Consider the following 21140-nt stretch of genomic DNA (forward strand, 5'->3'; position numbering starts at 1 on the left):
ACATTCCGTCACGCTTATACAACAAAAATGCTTGATAGATTCCTCATTCGTCACATAATCATTCTACATGATTAGTTAACTATCCTCGTTAACCACCATTTTTAACATGATCAAGTTCACGAATTGATCGAAGTCGAGAGGTTACTACGCCAATAATAGCTACAAATATGCCCGCAATAATGAATATCATTCCTATTCCTCTACCAGGTCCTGTGCCGATAACGGTTCCTACTGTCGAAGCTAGTGCTCCATCTTCAGCAAGCCATGGATTAAACAGATAATCAGCTAGATACCCTGCTGAACAATAAGCAGCAATGAATCCAAGCTGCGATAGAATTCCAATCATTCCCCATACCCGTCCTTGTTTCTCATTAGGTATGTTCTGTCGTACTAATACATCTGCGCTCGTATTAACAAAAGGTAGCGCCGCTAAGAAGATAAAACCTGCAATCATTATGAACATAATATTTGTCGACAACCCAAGTAAGGAGAAGGCAATACCTCCTACAATCAGTCCGATAATTAACATATTTACATACCTTTTCGTAATCGTCACCATGCCAATAATGATACTGCTAATGAGCATTCCGATAGCACTTATCGATTGAAAAACACCTAGACTTTGTACATCAGTAAAGCTTAGTAGCATCGGACCAATTAATGTTTCTAGTAAGCCGATATAAAACGTAGTCATAGAAATAATAATTACAAGCAGCAATACACCCTTATTCCGCTTAATGGTGTACCATCCTTCCAAAAACTCATCCATCCAATGCCCATTGACTTGATCTGAACGATCAACAGCTATGCCTTTCTTAATGACAAATACAGCTACAATAGCAACGATAAAAGTAGCAATATTAATAAGTAAAATCGTCTCAATCGTCGTTACACTTAGCAAAACCGCTGCAATAACAGGAGCAAATAGAAATTTGGATGATTCCGCCAATTGCACAAGTCCACTACCTTTTGAGTATTGTTCCTCCGACAATAAATCTGTCGCAGAGGCTTTATACGCTGGACTATGTAATGCTGAGAAAATAGAACTTATCGTTACACCTACGTAAATATGCCATAACTCTAGCACTCTAGCCTCCAACATAATAAGGATAAATATTAGACCTGCTGCCGCACCAATATCACCAATAATCATTAATAATCTCCGATCCATTCGATCAGCAAGTATGCCTCCGATTGGTCTTAACAAGATCGACGGTAAAAATGTGAATAGCGTCACTAACGCCACACTTGTTGCCGATTGTGTACGCTCGAATGCATATACACTAAGTGAAAATGCAGTAAGACCAATCCCAATTAAGGATATGAATTGACCAAACCAGACAATCAGAAATTTCCCAAATGACTTTTGAATCGCCATATATACTTTCCACCCTTCATGTCAGTTTCAAGCCGAAAGATTTTGGGCTGCAATAATAACTGCACTGTTGTTACGGTCTCATTCTTCCCCTTGTTGGATCATACGTTCATACATCATTGGTATGTACGCAAAGCTTCCTTCTTGTGCCCCTAATGTCTTCTCGATCATATAAGCTAAGGCGTGTGCCTTCTTCACGAGTTCCTCAGCATTCCATGGAAAAATTCCGCGATCTAACAAAAACTGTGAGGATACCAATAGAAACTCAATCACTTCACGTGGTGCAGGTGTATCATAAATCCCCTCTCGAATGCCTTGCTCCACAACCTCTGTCAAAATCGGGGTTAATCTAATAATCGTCTCTACTAAGCTTTTTTGATGCATTTCTGCATTGTTAATCTGATGGAGCTGCTCGATCATTTCCCCTTTATGATCAGTTTCATGACTTTGCGCACCGAGTATACGGAACATCTTCTCATGTGCGTTCAATGTCGAATCATTCATGATGTGCTGAGCGACAGTGACTCCTTGATTAATGAATTGCATGACAATGGCATCCATCACTTCTTCTTTCGATTGAAAATGATAATAAAACGTTCCTTTGGCAATACCTACTGCTTGCAATATATCGTTAATAGTCGTTTTCCCATAGCCTTTCGTTGTAAACAATATAGCCGCAGCGTCCAATATTTCTTGTTTACGTTCTTCCGGTTTTTTCGTTATTCTCATAATCTAACCTCCACCATAACAGACCGACCGTCAGTCTATTATGATGGTAACAATTTATCCTTTTATTGTCAATGTTATTAGTAGTCTAATTGCTTAATTTTATATTTAAATTTAAAAGTGAAAAACCGAGCATCTATCGGATGTCTGTGGCAAAGCCACTTTCCAATAAACACTCGGCTGTAGGGAACACATTACGATCATTGTTTCACCATTGGTTAGTCCTCTTAAATGTAGAGTTCAAGTTAGTATATGGTCATTTTTATATTTTATTTACGTTCTACTAATTCCTTAAGCTCATGCAATAATTGATCTAGCTGGTCATATTGCTCAACCATATTTTCCATATTAGCATATTGCAATTCCATATTAGCATTAACTTCTTCTACAGCAGCCATATTTTGCTGCGTCGTAGCTGAAATACTGTTCATACTATCAGCAAGCAAGGACGATTGATTGCCAAGACGCTTCGTCGATTCAGTTACTTTCATCGTTTGCTCAGTAGCAAGCTTTGTATTCGTTTGAACATGCTCTAATACTTCATTCGCACTTTGAAGCGAGTGATCACTTCTAACAACCGAGTTATTTCCTTGCTCCACATATTGATAAACAGAATCAATACTATGATGAATGTTGGACAGAAGTTCACTTATTTCTTCCACCGAATGTTTTGTATGATCTGCCAGCTTACTTACTTCACCAGACACAACGGCAAACCCTTTTCCATGTTCCCCAGCTCGTGCAGCTTCAATCGCAGCATTTAACGCTAACAAATGAATTTGTTTAGCAATATCATTAATCGTATCAACAATTTTGCTAACATGTTCATTTTTCGCTCGTAGCTCTTTCATTTCTTCCAATGTTTGTTCTGTAGATTGACGTAGTTGCTTCATCTCTTCGCTAACCTGCTGCATCTTAAAAGTATTACTTTCATTAAGATGAGCATTATTTTGAGTGTACTCATCCATTAATGCGGAGCTCTCTGCCATTTCTTTAATATCATGATCGATACGTTGAGTGGACTCGTTAATGGATATAATATGATTAGTTTGCTGCTCAACAGATACGCTCATCTCTCCAAATGTCGTCGTTACTTCCTTGGAAATAGAACTAGCCGTATGAACCTGCTCCTTCTGGGAAGAACTGAAAACATTTAGCATTAGAATGGATGATTTCATTTTTTCGATTAATTGCTCTGCTAATTTTCTAGCATGAATGGCTTCATCTTCATTTTTCTCTACCTCACGCTGCAAGCGTAGTGTGAAATGCGCCGATGCGGATAGAGTTAACGTCGCAAAAAACAAATATAAATATAGGAATAACAGCGATTCATCAGGGAATAAACGTTGTTGGATAAAAGGATCCAAGTAAATATACGTTGTAACTGCTCCCCCTAGAATACCCGTTAATACTAGTGGACGGTAGTCAGCATAAAGCGATATGACACCCAAATTCACATATATTAGAAAGTAAGTGCTAATAATTGGCTCAGGATCAGATATGATTAATACTGCAGCAATGGCATTTAATCCAAATGGCAAAACATATTTAACATATGCACTAAGTGACTTTATAAACGTCATCGCTGTTGCAATAATATTAATAATAGACCCTACTACTACAAGTAATATAATCATTTCCCATCCTAGACCAATACTAATATCGGTTATGACACCAAGTGCAAGCACTGCCCACACAATTCCAATTAATAACCTATTCCTTTTGTCTAATTCTGATAATCCTTGATTCATTTCTCGTCCGCCTCTACATAAATTAATAACTTGGTTGCATTACTGCGGGATGCACATACCATGAAAATTCCTCAGCATGCTCGATTACATAACCGACATCAAGAATAACAGGAATAACATGATCACCCTTATAGAACGTTTTTTCACCTACCTGCTGTAGCGGAACCTTAAAGGTGATTCTCAAAGCTCTCATAAAAATGGGTTCCATTAATGATACTAAATACTTTAATTGAAACTGTGCCGAGCTATGTACAATAGATGACAAAATTAAAGCAATATGTTCTCCTTTACCTCGAAATGTTTTTAAAATTGCGATTTTATCAATTTCAGCTACTCTTCCATTAGATTCATTAATCCATGGATGTTTATGAAAAGGGGCAATCTCATTAATTTTCTGGTGTTCATCGGCTATGTATGGTTTTAATTCTGCTGTTCCGACAAATTCTCCTGTTTTTGTCGAAATTATATTTTGCTCAAGAACTTCATCACTAAATTCTAATTCATATCCTTTTTCTCTCCACACCGTTGTCCAAATGCCATTAAACATGGCAAGATCCAATTCATTTTCGACTTTTTTGTACATATTAGCTCCATTCACTCCCATTAATCTTTATCTATTTTTACAAAGACATCTCTTATTATGTTATATTATATAACATAAAATAAGTAGCTAGCGAACTAATTTACAATAAATTCAATAATAAATATTAATTCTAACATTCAGCTTTTTTTTATGTGATAAATATCAACAAAAAATAGCTACTTTAATATTAGCCTACTCCCAAAGTATTCACAACTTAGTTAATTAGATTTAAATCTTAATTCAAAGATAATTTTCTTGCTTTTCTTTCACTTGCGTAGTAAAGTGATAGTAAGAACAAAACAAACACGTTTATGAATAGTTTTAGCCCACGCTTACGATGCTACTTTTCATTGCATTGAAGTATCTCAAGTAGTTATGAAAAGTTTTAGGATTTGCTTTCGATGCTACTTTTCATTTACAAAGTAGTAATTCAAGTAGTTATGAAAAGTTTTAGGAGCTGATGAGATGGAACAGCATACACTTGGTTCATTAACATGGTTAAGGTTAATGCGATTTAGTAATCAGAGTAACCAATTATCGAATGATTTTCTAAAAAGATTTCAGCTAACTACAGCTCAGTTCGATGTTCTTATGCAAATTCGTACCTTTCAACCATTAACGCAATCTGAACTTGCCGAAAAAGTTATCGTTACTCAAGGTGGAATGTCCCGAATGTTAGCCCGATTAGAGCAGGATGGATATATTATTCGTAAGCAAGATTGGAAAACAAAAACGATTGTGTTAAGTACTAAAGGTAAGGACATTCTAGATATATCCATGCCTGAACAGCTTGCGTTTCAGACCTCTTTTTTCAAGGAAGCATTAACTGACGAAGAATTGAAAACACTTTATACCCTTCTAACGAAGGTTCATAAAAATAGCGAGCATAAGCAATTACCTCCATTATCGTAGTTACTTTACAGCCATCACTTGACTAATCAACTGAAAAAAGGAGATATTACTATGACAAAAATATTAGGTCATCACCACACATCGATGCTAACGAAAAACGCTGCACAAAACATGCAATTTTACACTGGCGCATTAGGTCTTCGCTTAGTAAAGAAAACCGTTAATCAAGACTCACCCGATATGTATCATCTTTTTTACGGTGATGAAATTGGCAGCCCTGGTACAGAGCTTACTTTTTTCGAAATGCCGATGGCGGGACATACCCAGCCTGGTACGAATGCGATTAATTTGATCGGACTGCTTGTTCCTTCCTATAATAGCCTTTTGTACTGGGAGCAACGTCTAACTGAGATGAATGTTAATCATGGCGCAATAACGACGTATCACGGATATGATGCGTTGCACTTCCAAGATCCCGATGGACTGAATATCGTCCTATTAAGCAATGAAGGATTATCTATTCCCCAACATTGGCGTTATTGGTCTGACTCTTCTGTAGTAGAGGAGCATCATATTCTTGGCATGGGACCTATCGGTATATCTGTTCGAAACTTGAATGCAACAGCTGAATTACTACGAGATACTTTCGGATACGTAGAAAAAACAAGCTCGGAATCAACAGTTATTTTGCAAGCTATCGAAGGCGAGCAATGGGGCGAAATTGTATTAACAGAGCAAGATGGAACCCGTGAGCGTGCTGGTAAAGGCAGCGTCCACCATCTAGCTATTCGTGTTGCTAATGAGCAGGAGCTTGCCCAGTGGAATAACATTATTAGAAGTTTTGGCTATTCAACAACAGGTGTCGTAGAACGCTTCTACTTTACAAGTGTCTACTTCCGTGATCGTAACAATATTATGTTCGAGCTCGCTACGGATGGTCCTGGCTTTATGGTCGATTCAGACATTACAGAGCTTGGCAAACATCTAGATCTACCGCCGTTTCTTGAAGCGAGGCGGGCTGAGATAGAAGCAAAATTATCACCACTATAAGAGGTAGTTCAAAAAATGGGCTTTGATAACGATGAGTATGCTGACGTAGCGTATTCGACATCGAATATGAAGTGAACTTGGAAAGTGCGGTTCGCGTGTACCAATAACGTACACTTGCGCTTCCACCTTTCTCAAGTAGCACTCCATCTTCTCGGTTCTGAAAGCCCATTTTTTGAACCTTCATTTAAAGCTTCGTGATTAAACATCGTGCTCAGGACATTGTCCGCTTGTGTACTCGTACCGTACATGTTGCTGGGTTTCGTTTTAGCGGGCAGTTAAGAATAAGTTTTGGGAGGTACTATTATGGAAAAATATCGAATTCAACCGCAGAGCGGCATGGAGTTTGGACTTTATACTTTAGGAGATCATATGACGCATTCGATGATTGGTCAGCCGATTAGTGCTGAGCAACGACTTCATGAAATCATTGATGCGAGTAAGCTGGCTGAGGATGCTGGGCTTGATGTTTTTGCAGTCGGTGAAAGTCATCAAACTTACTTTACGACACAAGCTCATACTGTTGTGCTTGGTGCCATTGCACAAGCAACGAAGCGCATCAAGCTTTCTAGCTCAGCTACTGTATTAAGCGTCGCTGATCCAGTTCGGACATATGAAGACTTTGCTACATTAGATCTTATCTCTCGTGGTCGGACAGAGATTGTTGCAGGACGTGGCTCACGCATTGGAGCATATGAATTGTTTGGCTATGATCTGAATGATTATGAGGAGCTATTCGAAGAGAAATTAAAACTGCTTGTGAAATTGAATGAAACTACTGGACCTGTCAGCTGGGAAGGTCAATTCCGTGCACCGTTACATCGCGCAGAGATTTTACCACAACCTGTTCATGGTCATCTACCAATATGGAGAGCCGTTGGCGGCCCTCCTGCAAGTGCGATTAAAGCTGGAGAAGCTGGTATTCCGATGATGCTTACTACACTTGGTGGTCCTGCAGTAAACTTCAGAGCCTCTGTTGAAGCTTATCGAGAGGCAGCAACAAACAATGGACATAATCCAAGTGAGCTTCCTATTGCGACAACTAGTCTTTTCTATACAGCAGAACATTCACAGGATGCGCTGAACGAATACTATCCGTATATTAATGCGGGCTTCACTGCAATTAGAAGAAGCGGATATCCAAAACAGCAATTCGATCAAGCGATCGACTATCAAGATGCACTAATGGTTGGCAGTCCACAGCAAATTATTGAAAAGTTATTGTATCAATATGAACTTTTTGGTCAACAACGGTTTATGGCACAAATTGATTTCGGTGGCGTACCTTTTAATAAAGTGATGAAGAACATTGAGCTTATCGGTCGAGATATTATTCCAGCTGTGAAAAAGTATACTGCACAAAGCTAATTAATGAAGAATACATCAAGTGCAAGACAGTCCCCTGAAAGTTAGCTTTTTGATCTAACATTCAGGGTGTTTTTAACATCTTCATTTTTCCACACTACTTTTGTAACTATCCGTACAATCCGCTTCCTCAATCGATCCGAATGCTTTCGCTTCAAATTCTACTTTAATATTTCCCACAATAATGTACACTCCTTTCCCTGCTCTTGTCTGCTGGCTCACCTGCATCGTTAACGTTCTCGAACATTATCCACTCATCAAGCACTTATTATAGTTTTCTAGAGGCATATTTACTTATATACGTATCTAGCTGCAATGCAGCATCCCGGACATCATTGCTATGACAAATAGTTACGAGTTGTGGCTCCAGTTCCGCAATAATTCGACTACTCTCTATAGCTTCTGTCATATCTGCAGTAAACATCGACATAGGTCTAGTGAATTTCCCCCGCTTAGAAGTCAACAAATCTCCAGCAATAAGCACCTTATCTCTAACATGATAATAAGCAACATGACCAGGTGAGTGACCTGGCGTATAATAAGGGACAAGATCACCAATAGGTAATAACTGACCATCACTCTCTTCTAACGGTTGCACAAGATTAGGTGGAACATTGTATTCTAGTTTCTTTCTTCTTGGAAATGGTACTTTCCCTTCCATGTACATAATCTCATCTTGATGAACATAAACTGGAATGTTTTCTTCCTTCAATATATTTTGAATACCACCCGTATGATCAGAATGCCCATGTGTTAGCAATATAGCTTGGAGATTACCTAACTTTCTTGCAGATTTCAGTATATCTTTACTCATCGAAGCAATTCCAGTATCTATAATGTATACACCATCATCACTTACGACTAACCATATACTCACTTTAATCATTAACCACTTTTCAAGCTTATAAATATGTGGAGAGATTTTACTTATCTTCATGTCTGCTCACTCCATTCATTAAATAGGTGATGCTCTTTTCAACTAGAGGTAATACCCTCTCTTCAATTTGAGCCAGATCTTCTATTGAGTTTTCATAGGTCGTAATCGTGCCATGTAGCTGGTAGAATAATATTCTACTAAATGCTAACACATGATCTTCCTCTGAATGTACCAAAAGTGCTGCAGCCGAAGCATGTAATAATTGAAAGAGTTGTTGGCGCAGCTTGCTAATCTTCCAATCTGAACCTGGTTCATCTACACGCCCCGCTTCAATCGTCATAAAAGTCTGGTACAAATTACGATGTAACAATCCAAACTTTACATATACTTTAGCAATTTCAATGAGCTTCTGCTCGGCAGTGTCTTCTTTTCTACTATGTATGCTTTCAAATTGTTGTAATAGCTCCGTTAATGGTTGTTGTGCTAATTGTCCAAGCAGTTCTCTCTTATCTTGATAGTAGAGATAAATGCTTGTATGTGAGCAGTTCGCTTCCTTAGCGATCTCACGGACCGTTACTTGCTCATATCCCTTTGTTGCAAAAAGCTTTTGTGCAGCAATTAAAATGCGTTCCCTTGCTTGTAATGATGATTCCATTGTTCAACCTCCTTATAACCATCGGTTAGTAACCGTTGGTTATATTGTAATACAATAATTGTATGCTGGCAATAAGCATTACATTATCAGCAGTGATGGAATCATATTCATTTAGAACGGATCAGCAAGCCATAATAATATGATGAACACTAATCCCAATAGATTCAGTAGAATAAAGATTACGATGATTGCACCAATCAGATAGGTTGTAACTAGCTTACTCCACTTTTTCAGAGCTATCATCCTCATCAGACTCCTTTTTAATGTCATCATTGCATTAAATACAACAAAAAGGATTGAGTTCAACTACATGACAGTACTCAATCCTTTCGTCCTCTTCACGCTATTCAACTAATTTATAATGTGCAAATGTATTACTTACGCTATTCAGCTAACACTTCTATCGCTTCTAGTGCTGGTTGCTTCTTCACCTCGATAAACTGAAGAACGAGACCTTTCTGCTGTTTAATCGAGAATTCATAACCCTCATGAGCAATGATCATCTCTTTCTCAAGATCAGCATTTTGCGTGTAGATCCATCCACCTAGCGTATCTACATTGTCATTCTCCAATGGTATCCCCAACAATTCAGCTACCTCATGCAGTAATACTTTGGAATCTATAATATAGTGACCGTCATCTACTTTACGAATATGAGAAACTTCATCACCATCAAATTCATCTCTTATTTCTCCGACTAATTCTTCAATAATATCCTCAATCGTAACCAACCCTGAAGTACCACCATATTCGTCGACTAAAATTGCCATCGTAATACGTTCTTTCTGCATTTTTTGCAGAACTTCTTTAATTGGCTTCGTTTCAATAACGTTGATAACTGGATTAATAAAGTGGGCTAATTCATAGACAACAGCTGGGTTATTCAATCGTTGAATAAGTAAATCTTTAATATTAAAGTAACCGATAATATTGTCACGATCACCTTCAAATACAGGGTAACGTGTATATTTTTCTTGAGAAACTCGCTTTAATACAGCTTCATACGGCGTATTTACATTAAAACCAACAATTTCTGTTCGTGGAATCATAATTTGACGTGCTAATGTATCATCAAATTCAAATACATTATTAACAAAATTCATCTCACTATTGTTAATTTCACCTGATTTATTACTTTCAGCAATTAGTAAACGAATCTCTTCTTGTGTATGAGAGACCTCATGTTCACTTGCTGGTTTCAATCCGAAAATACCGATAAGGATACGTGCAGAACCGTTCAAGAACCAGATAAACGGGAACAATATTTTATAGAATATCATTATTGGTCTAGCGAATAACAGTGTTACTGCCTCTGCCTTCTGAATAGCTACCGTCTTAGGAGCCAGTTCTCCGACAACTACATGTAAAAAGGTAGCCATCATAAAAGCAGTACCAATAGTGAATACATGAATTAAATTCGTTGGAAGCCCTAATGCTTCAAATGCAGGATGTAGTATAAATGAAAAAGTAGATTCTCCGACCATACCAATACCTAGTGCTGTAACGGTAATACCTAATTGACAAGCCGATAAATATTCATCCAAGTGCGCAACGACATGCTTAGCAGACGTCGCACCTTTCTTGCCTTCGGCAACTAGCTGATCAATCCTCGAATGTCTAACCTTTACAATGGCAAATTCGGTTGCCACAAAAAATGCCGTAAATATAATAAGCACCGTAAATATAATAATATTAATTAGTGTCAATTCTTCGCCTTACTATAATAGTAAGACTCCACCTCCTACAATATGATGATCCTACTTGCTTCATTCGATCATATTGCAGATGACATATGTTACTTAAGGAATAAACGTAATGGGTATTGCATATATCCCTAGCAAATAGTCAATGCTCATATCGAAATCATACGTTATGTTACATATCCCATTACTATTTGCTAGCTTGATGCCATATAGCTTATCCTTCCCATTACCCACCCTCCCCATCTTTTGTTAATCATTCAACATTGTTGTTGATATACTCATTTAATACGTATAAATTGACTTCACCGTTTCATCATTCTTTTTCTTGCTCTAGACCATATACTACATAAGCTCCATATACCATATTGAATTAGCCATACGCTAAGCAATACGAGTATAAGCCCTACGATATATCTACTCTCACCAAATAGCTGCTGAATACTCATTAACGGAGAGTTATTGATCGGCCAGTTCAAAAACATATAGTTCGTATCGTACATTTTGTTGAAGTAATATACAGGTGGAATAGTTATGATGAGAAATAATACAACTTTCCATATTCTACGAATGTTAGGTGTTATTTCTCCAGTAGCTAGTAGCATGATTGGGTACGTTAAGATAAGTGCGTGATAGACAAAAGAATGGATATGAAGAAAACTCATCACAGGCTCATTCGCCCAGCCTGGAAATAATAGTGCAATGAAAGCACCAGGTATCGTCAGGCTGAATAGTATTTCAGAGATGGTCGTATTTTTGCGATAGGCATGTAATAAAATAAGAAAAATCGCGAAACCACATAAATGAATTGGGAGATAGAACAACAGATTCCGCCCAGTAGCTAACACAACGATAACTTTACAAATTTCAGCAATGAGCAATGTATAGCCAATGCCTTTGCGAATCCACTCTCTTTGTAATGCTGAACTTCGAGAATAAATGATAGTGATCAATATGTTTATAATTACGATAGTAATAAGCCAACTAAGATGCACAGAATCGAATACTTCAAAACCCTTTTTCATCATTCACCTCTAATACGCTTAATAATTTATTGCACCCTTGTAAATATTCTATAGTATTTTAGTGTTAATTAGTATCATTTCGCGAGATTAGCAAGACACTCTGAGTACAAATCAATGTTCCAAAAGCCTCCTACAACAATTAGCATGCCAGCTAATTACTGTAGTGAAACTCAATGTCCGTTGCCATTCCATTACTAAGTCTCTAGCCAGAAATCTCTTGCTTCTGCTTTTTCGTTAGCTTGTCGAATACTAGCTCATAAGCATGTTTGATTAAGCTCCCCATCATCTCGGATGATACGTCGGCATCAAAGTATATCGAGTTCCAATGCGCCTTATTCATGTAGTAGCCAGGAATTACTCCCGCTACCGTTTCCCTTAACGTTTCTGCACGTTCAGGATCACATTTCATCGTAATAATAGACGTTCCCTTCGCATCTGTTCCTATCATTGTAAACATCTTTCCGCCAATAAAATATCGATCTGCTTGCCATTCCACTTGATAGTCAGATGTAACTCCGGGATGTGCTTGGCACATCAGTTGAAGCGCTTCTTTGGTCATGCTACTGCTCCTCTCAATTCAACTGTACAAAGACTATACATTCAAGCTCAGAATAATAATAAATCATCCTAACAAAACAACCACTATTTACGCTAATTTTAGCATATATAGTGGTTGTTTTCATGTCTTATACTACTCTAATTGTTAGAAGTCACATTGATCTTCTTGCCGTTTTTGTTTTCGAACCAACGATAGAACCAGACAATCCAACGACTTTCATCGTAATACCTCCTATTGGTTTATATATTTTCAGATTATTGTTTATATATTATCTAACTTATTGTTTTGTGTATTTTCTTATAGCAGGTAAAATTTCTGATGCAATGAGTTCAAGGTTTTTCACGAGTAATGGGAAGGGAACGCCACCAAAGTCCATTTGTGCCATATAACGCTGATGTCCAAACAATTCATACTGATATAGGATCTTCTCAATAATTTGCTGCGGGCTACCTACCATTAATGCATCTCGAACATCTTGTGCTTGAGCAAAATGTTGCTTAGAGAAACCATGTCCATTTACTAATTGCAAACCAAGATTAACACCCGGATATGCTTCGCGCATCGCCACTTGTGAATCTTTGTCTGTAAAGAATAGTCCTGTCGTTGCAACTGGGAATTGTGCTGGATCCAATCCTGAATCCCTTAAAGATTTCCGGTAAGCATCAACAGCTATTTTGAAGTTGGATGACGGTCCCCCTAATGTTGCCAGCATCATTGGTACGCCTTGCTTTCCTGCACGAATGGCACTTCCGGGCGCTCCGCCTACCGCTCTCCATAAAGGCAATGTGTTATGAAGTGGACGCGGTAATACTTCCGCATTTTTTAATGCTGCACGATACTCGCCTTCCCAATTCACAATTTCATTCTCATTAATAAGCTTTAATAGCTCAAATTTCTCTTCGAATAATCCTTCATAATCCTTCAAATCATATCCAAGTAGTTCGAACAAGCCAACACGTGAAGCTCGTCCAGCTACAATTTCTACACGCCCATTAGAAATAAGATCAATCGTTGAGAAATCCTCGTATACGCGCACTGGATCTGAAGTACTAATAATCGTTGAAGAACTTGTTAATTTTATATGTTCAGTCGCTTGTGCAATCGCACTTAGTACAACGCTATGCGCTTGTGTCGCGAAATATTTTTGATGACTTTCTCCTACACTAAATACATCTAAACCAAACTCTTCAGCAAGCTTTGCAAGCTCGATAATTTCATTAAGACGTTGCTTTGCTGAGATACGCTCCATCGTTTCTGGATTCGGAATATGATCTCCTAATGTATATAAACCAAATTCAATTCCTTTACTTCGATCAATACGATATTTTTCCATTTTCCTCTTCCTTTCATCCTGTTATTAGCTCAATTATGCATCATGTATAATTAATTTGATAGTACGCACTTTGAAGTAGTATAGTATACTAAAAGATACTGTAGGATATATGTTTTCAATGCTATTTTATGTTCACAATTTGCTGAAAGGATGGGAGATTAGCATATGGAAAAACCAATCGAAGCTTGTAAGGTAGACGATGCATTAGAAATTATTGTTGGTAAATGGAAGCCGAAAATATTATTATTACTTCTCGAACATGGAACTATGCGCTTTAATGAATTACGTCGTCATCTTCCAGGTATTACACAGAAAATGTTGACACAGCAGCTTCGTGATCTAGAGGGAGAATATATCGTACATCGCGAAGTATATGCACAAGTACCGCCTAAAGTTGAATATTCGATAACGGAATACGGACGTTCGCTTGATCCGATACTCGATACGATTCATCAATGGGGCTCTGCTCATCTTCTCTTCAAAGCTAAGCAAATAGCACAAAAAGTAGCTACTGAGTAATCAGTGCTACTTTTTGTATGGTGCATTTATTCTACTCTTTCCATTAATAATTTCACTAAAATCTAAGATCAATGACTTGCTACATAAGCCTCGATCTCTGTATAGATGTCTACTGGAATTGTATAGTGATACTCTTTACTTCTAATGTCAATCTTAACATAACCTTCTACATCATCTTTACATAACAGCTGAAGCTGGTAATCGTTGAGCTGTACATAATAATTTGGTGCACACTTGAAGTTAGTATCTGATCCACTATTATACTGACTATCAGAGTGGTGATCCCACGCACTAACCTTTAACAGAGTAAGTAATTGCTCAATTTCTTCTGGTTCCGTGATCGATGCGGTATTATTCGTTCCTTCAGCTGTATTAATCTCAACTGTAGTAGGAGCGTAGCTAACCATATCACTTAATACAAGTGTAGGTCTATTCATAACAAAGATGAGCATTAAAGCTGCAGTTACTACTATAGTGATCAATAACACTATGGTCAATATACGCTTGTTTTTCCTTATTTCCATTGTAATCGGTACCTTCCTTAAATAAGCTATCTATTTCCCATGTTGTTATCAAGCGGCAATAAGACATTATATCTATTGTATCACTATTGTCTGTACAGTCCCAAATAAGCACTTATTGTCAACAAATCTCCATAGTTTAGCCACTAATGCTCAAATACCTTTGCATCTACATAACCAATAAACGACACATTCGCAACCGTTGTTCGATTGGGGTTATGTTCATCAATGGGATGCGGACCACCACAATTATAGTCCACAACGACTTCGCTACCAAAAGGAACTTTCGTCACACTCTTTGTACCGCAATCGGTACATTCTATGCCGCATCCGTCATTTACATTTGCAGTTAACTTCTCTATCTTGTTGACGACTAACTTTTGCGAAATTGATGAGGTTAACCACGGACTCCATGCAGCTATTAATATGCCTACAATAAGACCGAGTACAATGGTAAACGTCCATACTTGCAATCGTTGCTCCATATCCATCAACTCCATTCGCATTACTAATCATTTTTTCTACTGAATATCGAAATCATAATATGTGTTTGGAAAAGGCTCGTTCTTCAATACATAATGCCACCATTCTTTGCTATACGGCTTGAATCCATACTTCACCATAACGTCTTGTAGTACTTGCCGATTAGCGGCCTGCTCATCTGTTATAAGCTTCGTCGAGAAATGAGAAATTTCATCCAACAGATCATAAGGGCTACCCATATCTACTTCCTTCTTAGTATCAGAATAAATTAGCGTCAAATCTACTGTGCTGCCTCGTGAATGTCCTGACTTACTGGATAAATAGCCTGATTTAAACAGAGTGGCTTTATCAATATTCGGATAGAAATCTTCCTTCATATCAATATCATCCGTATCTTTGGACCAAGCAAGAAATTGCTGAACTGCTTTTGCTGGTCGATACGCATCATAGATGAGAATTTGATATCCTAACTCCTCAAGTTCATTACTGACTTTCAATAGAGCCTCTGCCATCATACTTGTACCAATCGCTAACGGTGTTAAGTAACCATCGATCTGCTTGCCTACAAAGTTATAATCACTATAATAGCGCATCTCAAATTGGGCGTTAGGTACAACTTCATCTAAGTAGACAAAACCTTTTGGTAAATCATCTTGCTTTGCAATGACTTCACTAGTAGCACTATCTTCCTCTGATTTTTCACCATCAGAGTTTTCTGTATCGATCGTTTCTTCTGTTTCTAGTTCTGAATCTGGATCTGAATTAACATCTAACTTACCGTCTAGTTCTGCCTCTTCTTGACCAGTTAATACTTCCTCAGTAGATTGTTCTTCATGTTGAGGAGGCATACTTTCGTTAGTCTCTTCATTAAGAGTCTCATCAGTTATTATTGGCGTTGGTTCCATTGGCGAAGATAAATCTTCTAGCTCTTTATTTGCTGAGCAAGAGACAACTATCAAACTTAAACCGATAACAATAAGCAGCTTTATATAGTAGATTGTGTTAGTATTTACCATGATAATTCCTTTTCTGTATTCAGTATTATTGTACTCAAGTTTCTCTTCGATATATCATGTAATTTTTTCTGTACTAATACAAGAGAAGATACATCTGTAACTTATTATTCATTGCTCCAATTCCACAGTTCAACCTCTCCAAGCTTTTCCCCCCGGACAAATGTAGCATCTTGTAGCTTCAATAACTCTTTCACTGGCCCAGTCACTACTGCACCATAAACTATAAATCCATTGTCTTTAAGGTACTTATATTTTTCTGGTAAATGATCCAAGCCTAGAAGATCATCATAATAGTTCTTCGGCTTAGTAAGTAATTTCTCCATATTGGTTAGCATCGCTTGCTCACTGTATGCTATTGAGTCAGTAGATAAACCATATGACTTAGATCTCGATCTAAAATTATCACTTACTGTTCTACCGCCATTTAATCCAATAATATTACTTAGTGTCAAGTTTCTGCCACTCGAGCCATAGCCTCTAGGATCATAATCTATGAACTCCCCTGTATATAATGGCATCCATAATATATCTACATTATATTCCTCTAACAGACGAGTTAACTGTTCTGGCTCCATAAAACTAGTACTAGAGAATGTAAGCTCGCCCACAGTTCCCTCCGGTAACATCTCTAATCTCTCCCACACCTTGGGATTCTTTTTAGCCGTTAATTTCTCATTATTACGTGGATCTTCGGGTAAGTAAAAACCCCCTTCACTCAATCCTCTTTGATTCGGTATGGTGTACTCAATTTTAGAAAACATATTAATAAGGCGTTTTTTCATGGTAGCTTTCCCAATGACAACATCTTCATGACCTACACGTTTCAATAGAGCGTACGTAAATGTCTGTGTACCAAACATCGATAATTTCTCATCCGTAATAATTTCTGACCCTCTTACATTAGGCACTTGCCATTCAACTGCAAGCTGAGCGTAAAATTGATTCTCCCTAGCGAAATTAAATTCATATACAATAATACTTAGTACTATCATCCACACAACATAAATGAAGAATAAACTCATGAGTACTCGTGCTATTTTCAACGTTAACGTAAATCTAGATTTAAATAATATCTTTTTCTCGAGTTTGCTATTCCACTCTGTCATAATCCCACCCTTTCTGTACTGCGAGCTGAGCTAATCGTTTTCTCGCTCGATGTAGCGTTACCTTCACTTGATCTTCCGTCAGCTGCAATGCATCCATTATTTCCGCATAACTAAATTGTTCGTATTCCCTGAGATATATAATGGAACGATAATTTTCAGGTAAGTATTGCAATAAATCTTCGAGTTGCTGCGTTAATTCTTTCTCCAGTAAACTCTCTTCTGGCAATCCATATGGACTAATTGAATTCTCTCTCTTTATAAATGAAGAAAGAATCGGAATTTTTCTAAATCGCTGTTGTTTGCGCCACTCGTCAAGATATACATTTCGTGCGACTTTAAATAGCCAAGCTCGTGCCTCTTCATCCCTGTACGTATGAATATGTATCGTTGCCCTAACGAATGTTTCCTGTGTTAAATCCTCTGCTAAACTTTCAGAACCACATAATTTATATAAATAAAAATAGAGCGCTTTAACATAACGCCTATACAATTTATCCAAAGCATATCGTTTGTTCATAGTGCCCCCTTTCTTCACTATACATTAACACGTTTAATCAACCAAAATGTTACAGTTATTCAAAAAAAACAATTAGCCCCATGAAACAAAAATCGTTTCATAGGGCTAATTATATAAATTCTATACTTACTAGATATCAGTTATTACTTAGCAAGCCACTCATTAACACGAGCTTCATTGGCTTCTACCCAATGCTTTGCAGCCTCTTCTGGAGTTGCTCCATCAATGACCTCTACCATAACCTCTGCCATTTCATCTGGCGTCCATTCAAAGTTATTAAGAAGCTCATAAGCATCTGGCTTATCCGTTTCCAAGCCTGTACGGGTCATCGTATGAATTTCCTCTGACTCACCATATACACCTTTTGGATCCTCAAGGAATTTCAATTCCATTTTGGCGAACATCCAGTGTGGTGTCCAGCTCGTTACGATAATTGGTTTTTCCGCAGCGTATGCATTTTGCAGCTCCTGAGCCATTGCAGCTGAAGAACTCGAAATCAGCGTCCAATCTTTTCGTAAATCATACTCATCAAGTACCTTCTCGCTAGCCATCATAAGACCAGCACCAGGTTCAATCCCAATAATTTGATGATCAACTAATGAACCGATTTGACCGTCTGTTAGCTCTTCAATACTAGTTATATCCATATAGGTAGGTACTGCAAGTCCAAGCGTTGCACCTTTTAAGTTTGGTCCAAGATCAACAAGCTTATCTCCGTAACGCTCCATATAATCGGCATGTGTAACTGGCTGCCATGATGCCAGAATTGCGTCAGCACTACCGTCTGAAACTGCGGCAAACATCGGACCTGCGTCAAGCTGAAGCATTTCTACTTTATAGCCGAGCTTTTGCTCCAAAACTTCCTTCATAACATAAGTACTAGCAATTTCTGAATCCCAAGCAACATAAGCTAATTTAATCTTTTTGTTATCACCAGATTGAGCTCCATTACTACTACATCCTACAAGTAAAGCTACGATCATTACTGCTGTTATCATCCATTTAAAGTTTTTATTCATGTTATTCTCCTTGTAAATCAAGATTTTTTCTTAATCATATGTTGCGTCACTCTGTCTAACAATATTGCCAGAATGACTATGACTAGACCGGCCTCGAATCCTACACCTGTTTTCGTTTGCGTGACTGCAGCGAAAACAATGGTACCAATACCTTGTGCACCAATCATTGATGCAATAACGACCATTGAAAGCGAAAGCATAATCGTCTGATTAATCCCCGCCATAATTGTCGGCAGTGCCATCGGCAATTGTAGCTTGAACAATTTTTGAGCGGAAGTTGAACCGAACGCATCCGCTGCTTCAACTAGCTCTTCTGGTACTTGTTGAATACCTAATATAGTTAAGCGAATCGTTGGTGGAATCGCGAAAATAATAGAAGAAATCACTCCTGGAACAACACCAATGGAGAAGAATGTAATCGCAGGCAATAGATAGACAAATGCTGGCATCGTCTGCATGAAATCCAACAATGGCGTAATTATTTTTTGCATTGTTTTATATTTGGCACTTAATATACCAATGGGTACACCGAGTAAAATGGAAATCAATGCGGCGGTAAGCACAAGTGCTAATGTTTGCATTGCAGGGTCCCAATAGCCAAGATTGACAATAAATAATAAACCAATTAACGCAAAAGTTCCAAGTCTCCACTTAGCAAACCACCATACTAATGCGGTAATGACCACAATAATAATAATCGCAGGTGGTTCACGCAATATAAATTCAAGACCACTTACAACACCACCAATAACGGTTTTCACGAAAGAAAAGAAAAAACCGAAATGTAGCTGCATCCAAGATTCTAATGTTTCAATCCAATTACCTACTGGAATTTTTGGAATGTTCATTGTTGCTCACCTGTCTCTGGAATCATACTACCCGCAAGTGCAGCTAGAACTGCTCCTTTTATTAATATCCCTTTTAACCTACCATCATCTGTAACAACAGCTACAGGCAATCTCGTTCCACCCATAAGCTCGAACAAATCATTCAACAATGTATCCGGGCTAACCTTAGGAAGTTCATGTTGAACAATAGACTCCAGTGATTTACCCTCTTTTACCGCTTGAATCGCATCCTCTGCCGAGATAACTCCGATTAGCTTCATCCCTTTATCAACAATATAAAGGTTGGATACACCTCGGTCTCTCATTGTCTGCAGTGCTACACGTGGACCACGATCAATACTTAACGTTTCTGGTTTGCGCATAATATGAGCAGCTGTAAGTACTTTAGACAAATCGACATCTTCAACAAATCGTTCTACATATTCGTTGGCTGGATTCATAAGAATTTCCTCAGGTGATCCAATCTGGACGATTTGCCCATCTTTCATTAACGCAATCTTGTCGCCAATTCGCAGCGCTTCATCCAAATCATGCGTAATAAAAATAATTGTCTTTTTCATTTGTGTTTGGAGCTCTAATAATTCATCTTGCATATCTTTACGAATTAGTGGATCAAGCGCACTAAAAGCTTCATCCATTAGTAATATTTCAGGATCATTCGCCAAGCCACGGGCCAAGCCTACTCGTTGCTGCATCCCACCAGATAAGGCGTCAGGATAACTATCTGCCCAGCTCATCAACCCGACTAGCTCCAACGTTTTCATTGCCATTTCACGCCGCTCTGCTTTTGGTATGCCCTGAATTTCTAACCCATACTCTACATTTTGAACAATGGTACGATGTGGAAATAGTGCGAATTTCTGAAATACCATGCCCATACTTTTACGTCGGAATTGACGCAATTGCTCCGCATTCATTTTCAAAATGTCCTTATCATTATATAAAACTTCGCCTGATGTAGGCTCGATCAATCGATTAAGCAACCGAACTAACGTAGATTTACCACTGCCGGACAAACCCATAATGACAAATATTTGTCCTTGCTCTATTTCAAAGCTTGCTTGATTAACGCCAACCGTTAGCTTCGTTTCGCGAAAAATTCGTTCCTTACTCCAGCCCTCATTCAATAATTTAACGGCTCTCTTCGTATCCGCACCGAAAATTTTGGTTAGTTTGTTCACTTTAATTATTGACATCTTATCCCCCTTTATGATCATCCGATCGCCTTTTTTCTTTTACCATTGTATGGGTTTTGCGTATGCT

General features: G+C 38.0%; 24 protein-coding genes. 4 read left to right on the forward strand and 20 right to left on the reverse strand.

The window, feature by feature from the left end:
- Positions 1-88: 88 nt before the first annotated feature.
- From AC1TPB_RS10925 to AC1TPB_RS10940, 4 genes are all read right to left on the reverse strand, one after another.
- Positions 89-1378 (reverse strand): MFS transporter, encoded by a 1290-nt coding sequence (locus AC1TPB_RS10925; RefSeq protein WP_482076504.1) that lies wholly within the window; start codon positions 1376-1378, stop codon positions 89-91.
- 78 nt (positions 1379-1456) lie between these two features.
- Complete coding sequence (locus AC1TPB_RS10930; protein WP_482076505.1) at positions 1457-2104, reverse strand: TetR/AcrR family transcriptional regulator; 648 nt, start codon at positions 2102-2104, stop codon at positions 1457-1459.
- Positions 2105-2370: 266 nt separating this feature from the next.
- On the reverse strand, positions 2371-3852 hold the full coding sequence (locus AC1TPB_RS10935; RefSeq protein ID WP_482076506.1) for a methyl-accepting chemotaxis protein: 1482 nt from the start codon (positions 3850-3852) through the stop codon (positions 2371-2373).
- A gap of 22 nt (positions 3853-3874) precedes the next feature.
- Complete coding sequence (locus tag AC1TPB_RS10940) at positions 3875-4435, reverse strand: GNAT family N-acetyltransferase (RefSeq protein WP_482076507.1); 561 nt, start codon at positions 4433-4435, stop codon at positions 3875-3877.
- A gap of 465 nt (positions 4436-4900) precedes the next feature.
- On the opposite strand from AC1TPB_RS10940, the gene AC1TPB_RS10945 reads away from it, so the two are divergent.
- Together AC1TPB_RS10945 and AC1TPB_RS10950 are read left to right on the forward strand one after the other, a co-directional pair.
- A complete protein-coding gene (locus AC1TPB_RS10945) occupies positions 4901-5347 on the forward strand; it encodes a MarR family winged helix-turn-helix transcriptional regulator (protein ID WP_482076508.1) in 447 nt (148 codons plus the stop codon).
- Between the two features lie 51 nt (positions 5348-5398).
- Positions 5399-6337 carry a ring-cleaving dioxygenase gene (locus tag AC1TPB_RS10950; RefSeq protein ID WP_482076509.1) on the forward strand — a complete coding sequence of 313 codons (939 nt, stop codon included), beginning with the start codon at positions 5399-5401 and terminating at the stop codon, positions 6335-6337.
- Here the strand turns inward: AC1TPB_RS10950 and AC1TPB_RS10955 are convergent.
- The gene (locus AC1TPB_RS10955) at positions 6252-6521 is read right to left on the reverse strand and encodes a hypothetical protein (protein ID WP_482076510.1); all 270 of its coding nucleotides are present in this window, start codon (positions 6519-6521) and stop codon (positions 6252-6254) included. The genes AC1TPB_RS10950 and AC1TPB_RS10955 overlap by 86 nt on opposite strands.
- Before the next feature lie 119 nt (positions 6522-6640).
- On the opposite strand from AC1TPB_RS10955, the gene AC1TPB_RS10960 reads away from it, so the two are divergent.
- Entirely contained in the window at positions 6641-7702 is a 1062-nt protein-coding gene (locus AC1TPB_RS10960) for an LLM class flavin-dependent oxidoreductase (protein ID WP_482076511.1), read from the forward strand.
- Between the two features lie 265 nt (positions 7703-7967).
- Here AC1TPB_RS10960 and AC1TPB_RS10965 read toward each other — a convergent pair whose 3' ends face one another.
- The 7 genes from AC1TPB_RS10965 to AC1TPB_RS10995 all read right to left on the reverse strand — a co-directional run bounded on the left by AC1TPB_RS10965 (position 7968) and on the right by AC1TPB_RS10995 (position 13848).
- Complete coding sequence (locus tag AC1TPB_RS10965) at positions 7968-8636, reverse strand: MBL fold metallo-hydrolase (protein WP_482076512.1); 669 nt, start codon at positions 8634-8636, stop codon at positions 7968-7970.
- A complete protein-coding gene (locus AC1TPB_RS10970; RefSeq protein WP_482076513.1) occupies positions 8623-9231 on the reverse strand; it encodes a TetR/AcrR family transcriptional regulator in 609 nt (202 codons plus the stop codon). Before AC1TPB_RS10970 ends, AC1TPB_RS10965 begins: the two co-directional genes overlap by 14 nt.
- Positions 9232-9342: 111 nt before the next feature.
- The gene (locus tag AC1TPB_RS10975) at positions 9343-9474 is read right to left on the reverse strand and encodes a hypothetical protein (protein WP_482076514.1); all 132 of its coding nucleotides are present in this window, start codon (positions 9472-9474) and stop codon (positions 9343-9345) included.
- 140 nt (positions 9475-9614) lie between these two features.
- Entirely contained in the window at positions 9615-10937 is a 1323-nt protein-coding gene (locus tag AC1TPB_RS10980; RefSeq protein WP_482076515.1) for a hemolysin family protein, read from the reverse strand.
- A 299-nt stretch (positions 10938-11236) separates the two neighbouring features.
- Positions 11237-11959 carry a YwaF family protein gene (locus tag AC1TPB_RS10985; RefSeq protein WP_482063071.1) on the reverse strand — a complete coding sequence of 241 codons (723 nt, stop codon included), beginning with the start codon at positions 11957-11959 and terminating at the stop codon, positions 11237-11239.
- 199 nt (positions 11960-12158) lie between these two features.
- Positions 12159-12515, reverse strand: a complete 357-nt coding sequence (locus AC1TPB_RS10990; RefSeq protein ID WP_482076516.1) for an MmcQ/YjbR family DNA-binding protein — start codon at positions 12513-12515, stop codon at positions 12159-12161.
- 277 nt (positions 12516-12792) lie between these two features.
- Positions 12793-13848, reverse strand: coding sequence for an LLM class flavin-dependent oxidoreductase (locus tag AC1TPB_RS10995; RefSeq protein ID WP_482076517.1), 1056 nt, complete (start codon positions 13846-13848; stop codon positions 12793-12795).
- Between the two features lie 165 nt (positions 13849-14013).
- On the opposite strand from AC1TPB_RS10995, the gene AC1TPB_RS11000 reads away from it, so the two are divergent.
- Complete coding sequence (locus AC1TPB_RS11000; RefSeq protein WP_482063075.1) at positions 14014-14367, forward strand: winged helix-turn-helix transcriptional regulator; 354 nt, start codon at positions 14014-14016, stop codon at positions 14365-14367.
- Between the two features lie 68 nt (positions 14368-14435).
- Here the strand turns inward: AC1TPB_RS11000 and AC1TPB_RS11005 are convergent, their stop codons facing one another.
- The 8 genes from AC1TPB_RS11005 to AC1TPB_RS11040 form a co-directional block, all read right to left on the reverse strand.
- Positions 14436-14849 (reverse strand): hypothetical protein, encoded by a 414-nt coding sequence (locus tag AC1TPB_RS11005; protein ID WP_482076518.1) that lies wholly within the window; start codon positions 14847-14849, stop codon positions 14436-14438.
- 185 nt (positions 14850-15034) lie between these two features.
- Entirely contained in the window at positions 15035-15373 is a 339-nt protein-coding gene (locus AC1TPB_RS11010; protein WP_482076519.1) for a hypothetical protein, read from the reverse strand.
- A gap of 36 nt (positions 15374-15409) precedes the next feature.
- The gene (locus tag AC1TPB_RS11015) at positions 15410-16387 is read right to left on the reverse strand and encodes a M15 family metallopeptidase (protein WP_482076520.1); all 978 of its coding nucleotides are present in this window, start codon (positions 16385-16387) and stop codon (positions 15410-15412) included.
- 104 nt (positions 16388-16491) lie between these two features.
- A complete protein-coding gene (locus AC1TPB_RS11020) occupies positions 16492-17493 on the reverse strand; it encodes an anti-sigma factor (protein WP_482076521.1) in 1002 nt (333 codons plus the stop codon).
- Positions 17477-18010 carry a sigma-70 family RNA polymerase sigma factor gene (locus AC1TPB_RS11025; RefSeq protein ID WP_482076522.1) on the reverse strand — a complete coding sequence of 178 codons (534 nt, stop codon included), beginning with the start codon at positions 18008-18010 and terminating at the stop codon, positions 17477-17479. The genes AC1TPB_RS11020 and AC1TPB_RS11025 overlap by 17 nt, the downstream gene beginning before the upstream one ends.
- 143 nt (positions 18011-18153) lie before the next feature.
- Positions 18154-19029 carry a glycine betaine ABC transporter substrate-binding protein gene (locus AC1TPB_RS11030; protein ID WP_482076523.1) on the reverse strand — a complete coding sequence of 292 codons (876 nt, stop codon included), beginning with the start codon at positions 19027-19029 and terminating at the stop codon, positions 18154-18156.
- 17 nt (positions 19030-19046) lie between these two features.
- Positions 19047-19877 carry an ABC transporter permease gene (locus AC1TPB_RS11035; RefSeq protein ID WP_482076524.1) on the reverse strand — a complete coding sequence of 277 codons (831 nt, stop codon included), beginning with the start codon at positions 19875-19877 and terminating at the stop codon, positions 19047-19049.
- Positions 19874-21073, reverse strand: a complete 1200-nt coding sequence (locus AC1TPB_RS11040; RefSeq protein WP_482076525.1) for a quaternary amine ABC transporter ATP-binding protein — start codon at positions 21071-21073, stop codon at positions 19874-19876. Before AC1TPB_RS11040 ends, AC1TPB_RS11035 begins: the two co-directional genes overlap by 4 nt.
- Positions 21074-21140 lie beyond the last annotated feature (67 nt).

The sequence above is a fragment of the Paenibacillus sp. Y951 genome (assembly GCF_056786395.1).

Excerpts from the sequence above, each read along its gene's own strand:
- AC1TPB_RS10925 (WP_482076504.1), bottom strand. The coding sequence starts at position 1,378 with ATGGCGATTCAAAAGTCATTTGGGAAATTTCTGATTGTCTGGTTTGGT.
- AC1TPB_RS10930 (WP_482076505.1), bottom strand. The coding sequence starts at position 2,104 with ATGAGAATAACGAAAAAACCGGAAGAACGTAAACAAGAAATATTGGAC.
- AC1TPB_RS10935 (WP_482076506.1), bottom strand. The coding sequence starts at position 3,852 with ATGAATCAAGGATTATCAGAATTAGACAAAAGGAATAGGTTATTAATT.
- AC1TPB_RS10940 (WP_482076507.1), bottom strand. The coding sequence starts at position 4,435 with ATGTACAAAAAAGTCGAAAATGAATTGGATCTTGCCATGTTTAATGGC.
- AC1TPB_RS10945 (WP_482076508.1), top strand. The coding sequence starts at position 4,901 with ATGGAACAGCATACACTTGGTTCATTAACATGGTTAAGGTTAATGCGA.
- AC1TPB_RS10950 (WP_482076509.1), top strand. The coding sequence starts at position 5,399 with ATGACAAAAATATTAGGTCATCACCACACATCGATGCTAACGAAAAAC.
- AC1TPB_RS10955 (WP_482076510.1), bottom strand. The coding sequence starts at position 6,521 with ATGAAGGTTCAAAAAATGGGCTTTCAGAACCGAGAAGATGGAGTGCTA.
- AC1TPB_RS10960 (WP_482076511.1), top strand. The coding sequence starts at position 6,641 with ATGGAAAAATATCGAATTCAACCGCAGAGCGGCATGGAGTTTGGACTT.
- AC1TPB_RS10965 (WP_482076512.1), bottom strand. The coding sequence starts at position 8,636 with ATGAAGATAAGTAAAATCTCTCCACATATTTATAAGCTTGAAAAGTGG.
- AC1TPB_RS10970 (WP_482076513.1), bottom strand. The coding sequence starts at position 9,231 with ATGGAATCATCATTACAAGCAAGGGAACGCATTTTAATTGCTGCACAA.
- AC1TPB_RS10975 (WP_482076514.1), bottom strand. The coding sequence starts at position 9,474 with ATGATAGCTCTGAAAAAGTGGAGTAAGCTAGTTACAACCTATCTGATT.
- AC1TPB_RS10985 (WP_482063071.1), bottom strand. The coding sequence starts at position 11,959 with ATGATGAAAAAGGGTTTTGAAGTATTCGATTCTGTGCATCTTAGTTGG.
- AC1TPB_RS10990 (WP_482076516.1), bottom strand. The coding sequence starts at position 12,515 with ATGACCAAAGAAGCGCTTCAACTGATGTGCCAAGCACATCCCGGAGTT.
- AC1TPB_RS10995 (WP_482076517.1), bottom strand. The coding sequence starts at position 13,848 with ATGGAAAAATATCGTATTGATCGAAGTAAAGGAATTGAATTTGGTTTA.
- AC1TPB_RS11000 (WP_482063075.1), top strand. The coding sequence starts at position 14,014 with ATGGAAAAACCAATCGAAGCTTGTAAGGTAGACGATGCATTAGAAATT.
- AC1TPB_RS11010 (WP_482076519.1), bottom strand. The coding sequence starts at position 15,373 with ATGGAGCAACGATTGCAAGTATGGACGTTTACCATTGTACTCGGTCTT.
- AC1TPB_RS11015 (WP_482076520.1), bottom strand. The coding sequence starts at position 16,387 with ATGGTAAATACTAACACAATCTACTATATAAAGCTGCTTATTGTTATC.
- AC1TPB_RS11020 (WP_482076521.1), bottom strand. The coding sequence starts at position 17,493 with ATGACAGAGTGGAATAGCAAACTCGAGAAAAAGATATTATTTAAATCT.
- AC1TPB_RS11025 (WP_482076522.1), bottom strand. The coding sequence starts at position 18,010 with ATGAACAAACGATATGCTTTGGATAAATTGTATAGGCGTTATGTTAAA.
- AC1TPB_RS11030 (WP_482076523.1), bottom strand. The coding sequence starts at position 19,029 with ATGAATAAAAACTTTAAATGGATGATAACAGCAGTAATGATCGTAGCT.
- AC1TPB_RS11035 (WP_482076524.1), bottom strand. The coding sequence starts at position 19,877 with ATGAACATTCCAAAAATTCCAGTAGGTAATTGGATTGAAACATTAGAA.
- AC1TPB_RS11040 (WP_482076525.1), bottom strand. The coding sequence starts at position 21,073 with ATGTCAATAATTAAAGTGAACAAACTAACCAAAATTTTCGGTGCGGAT.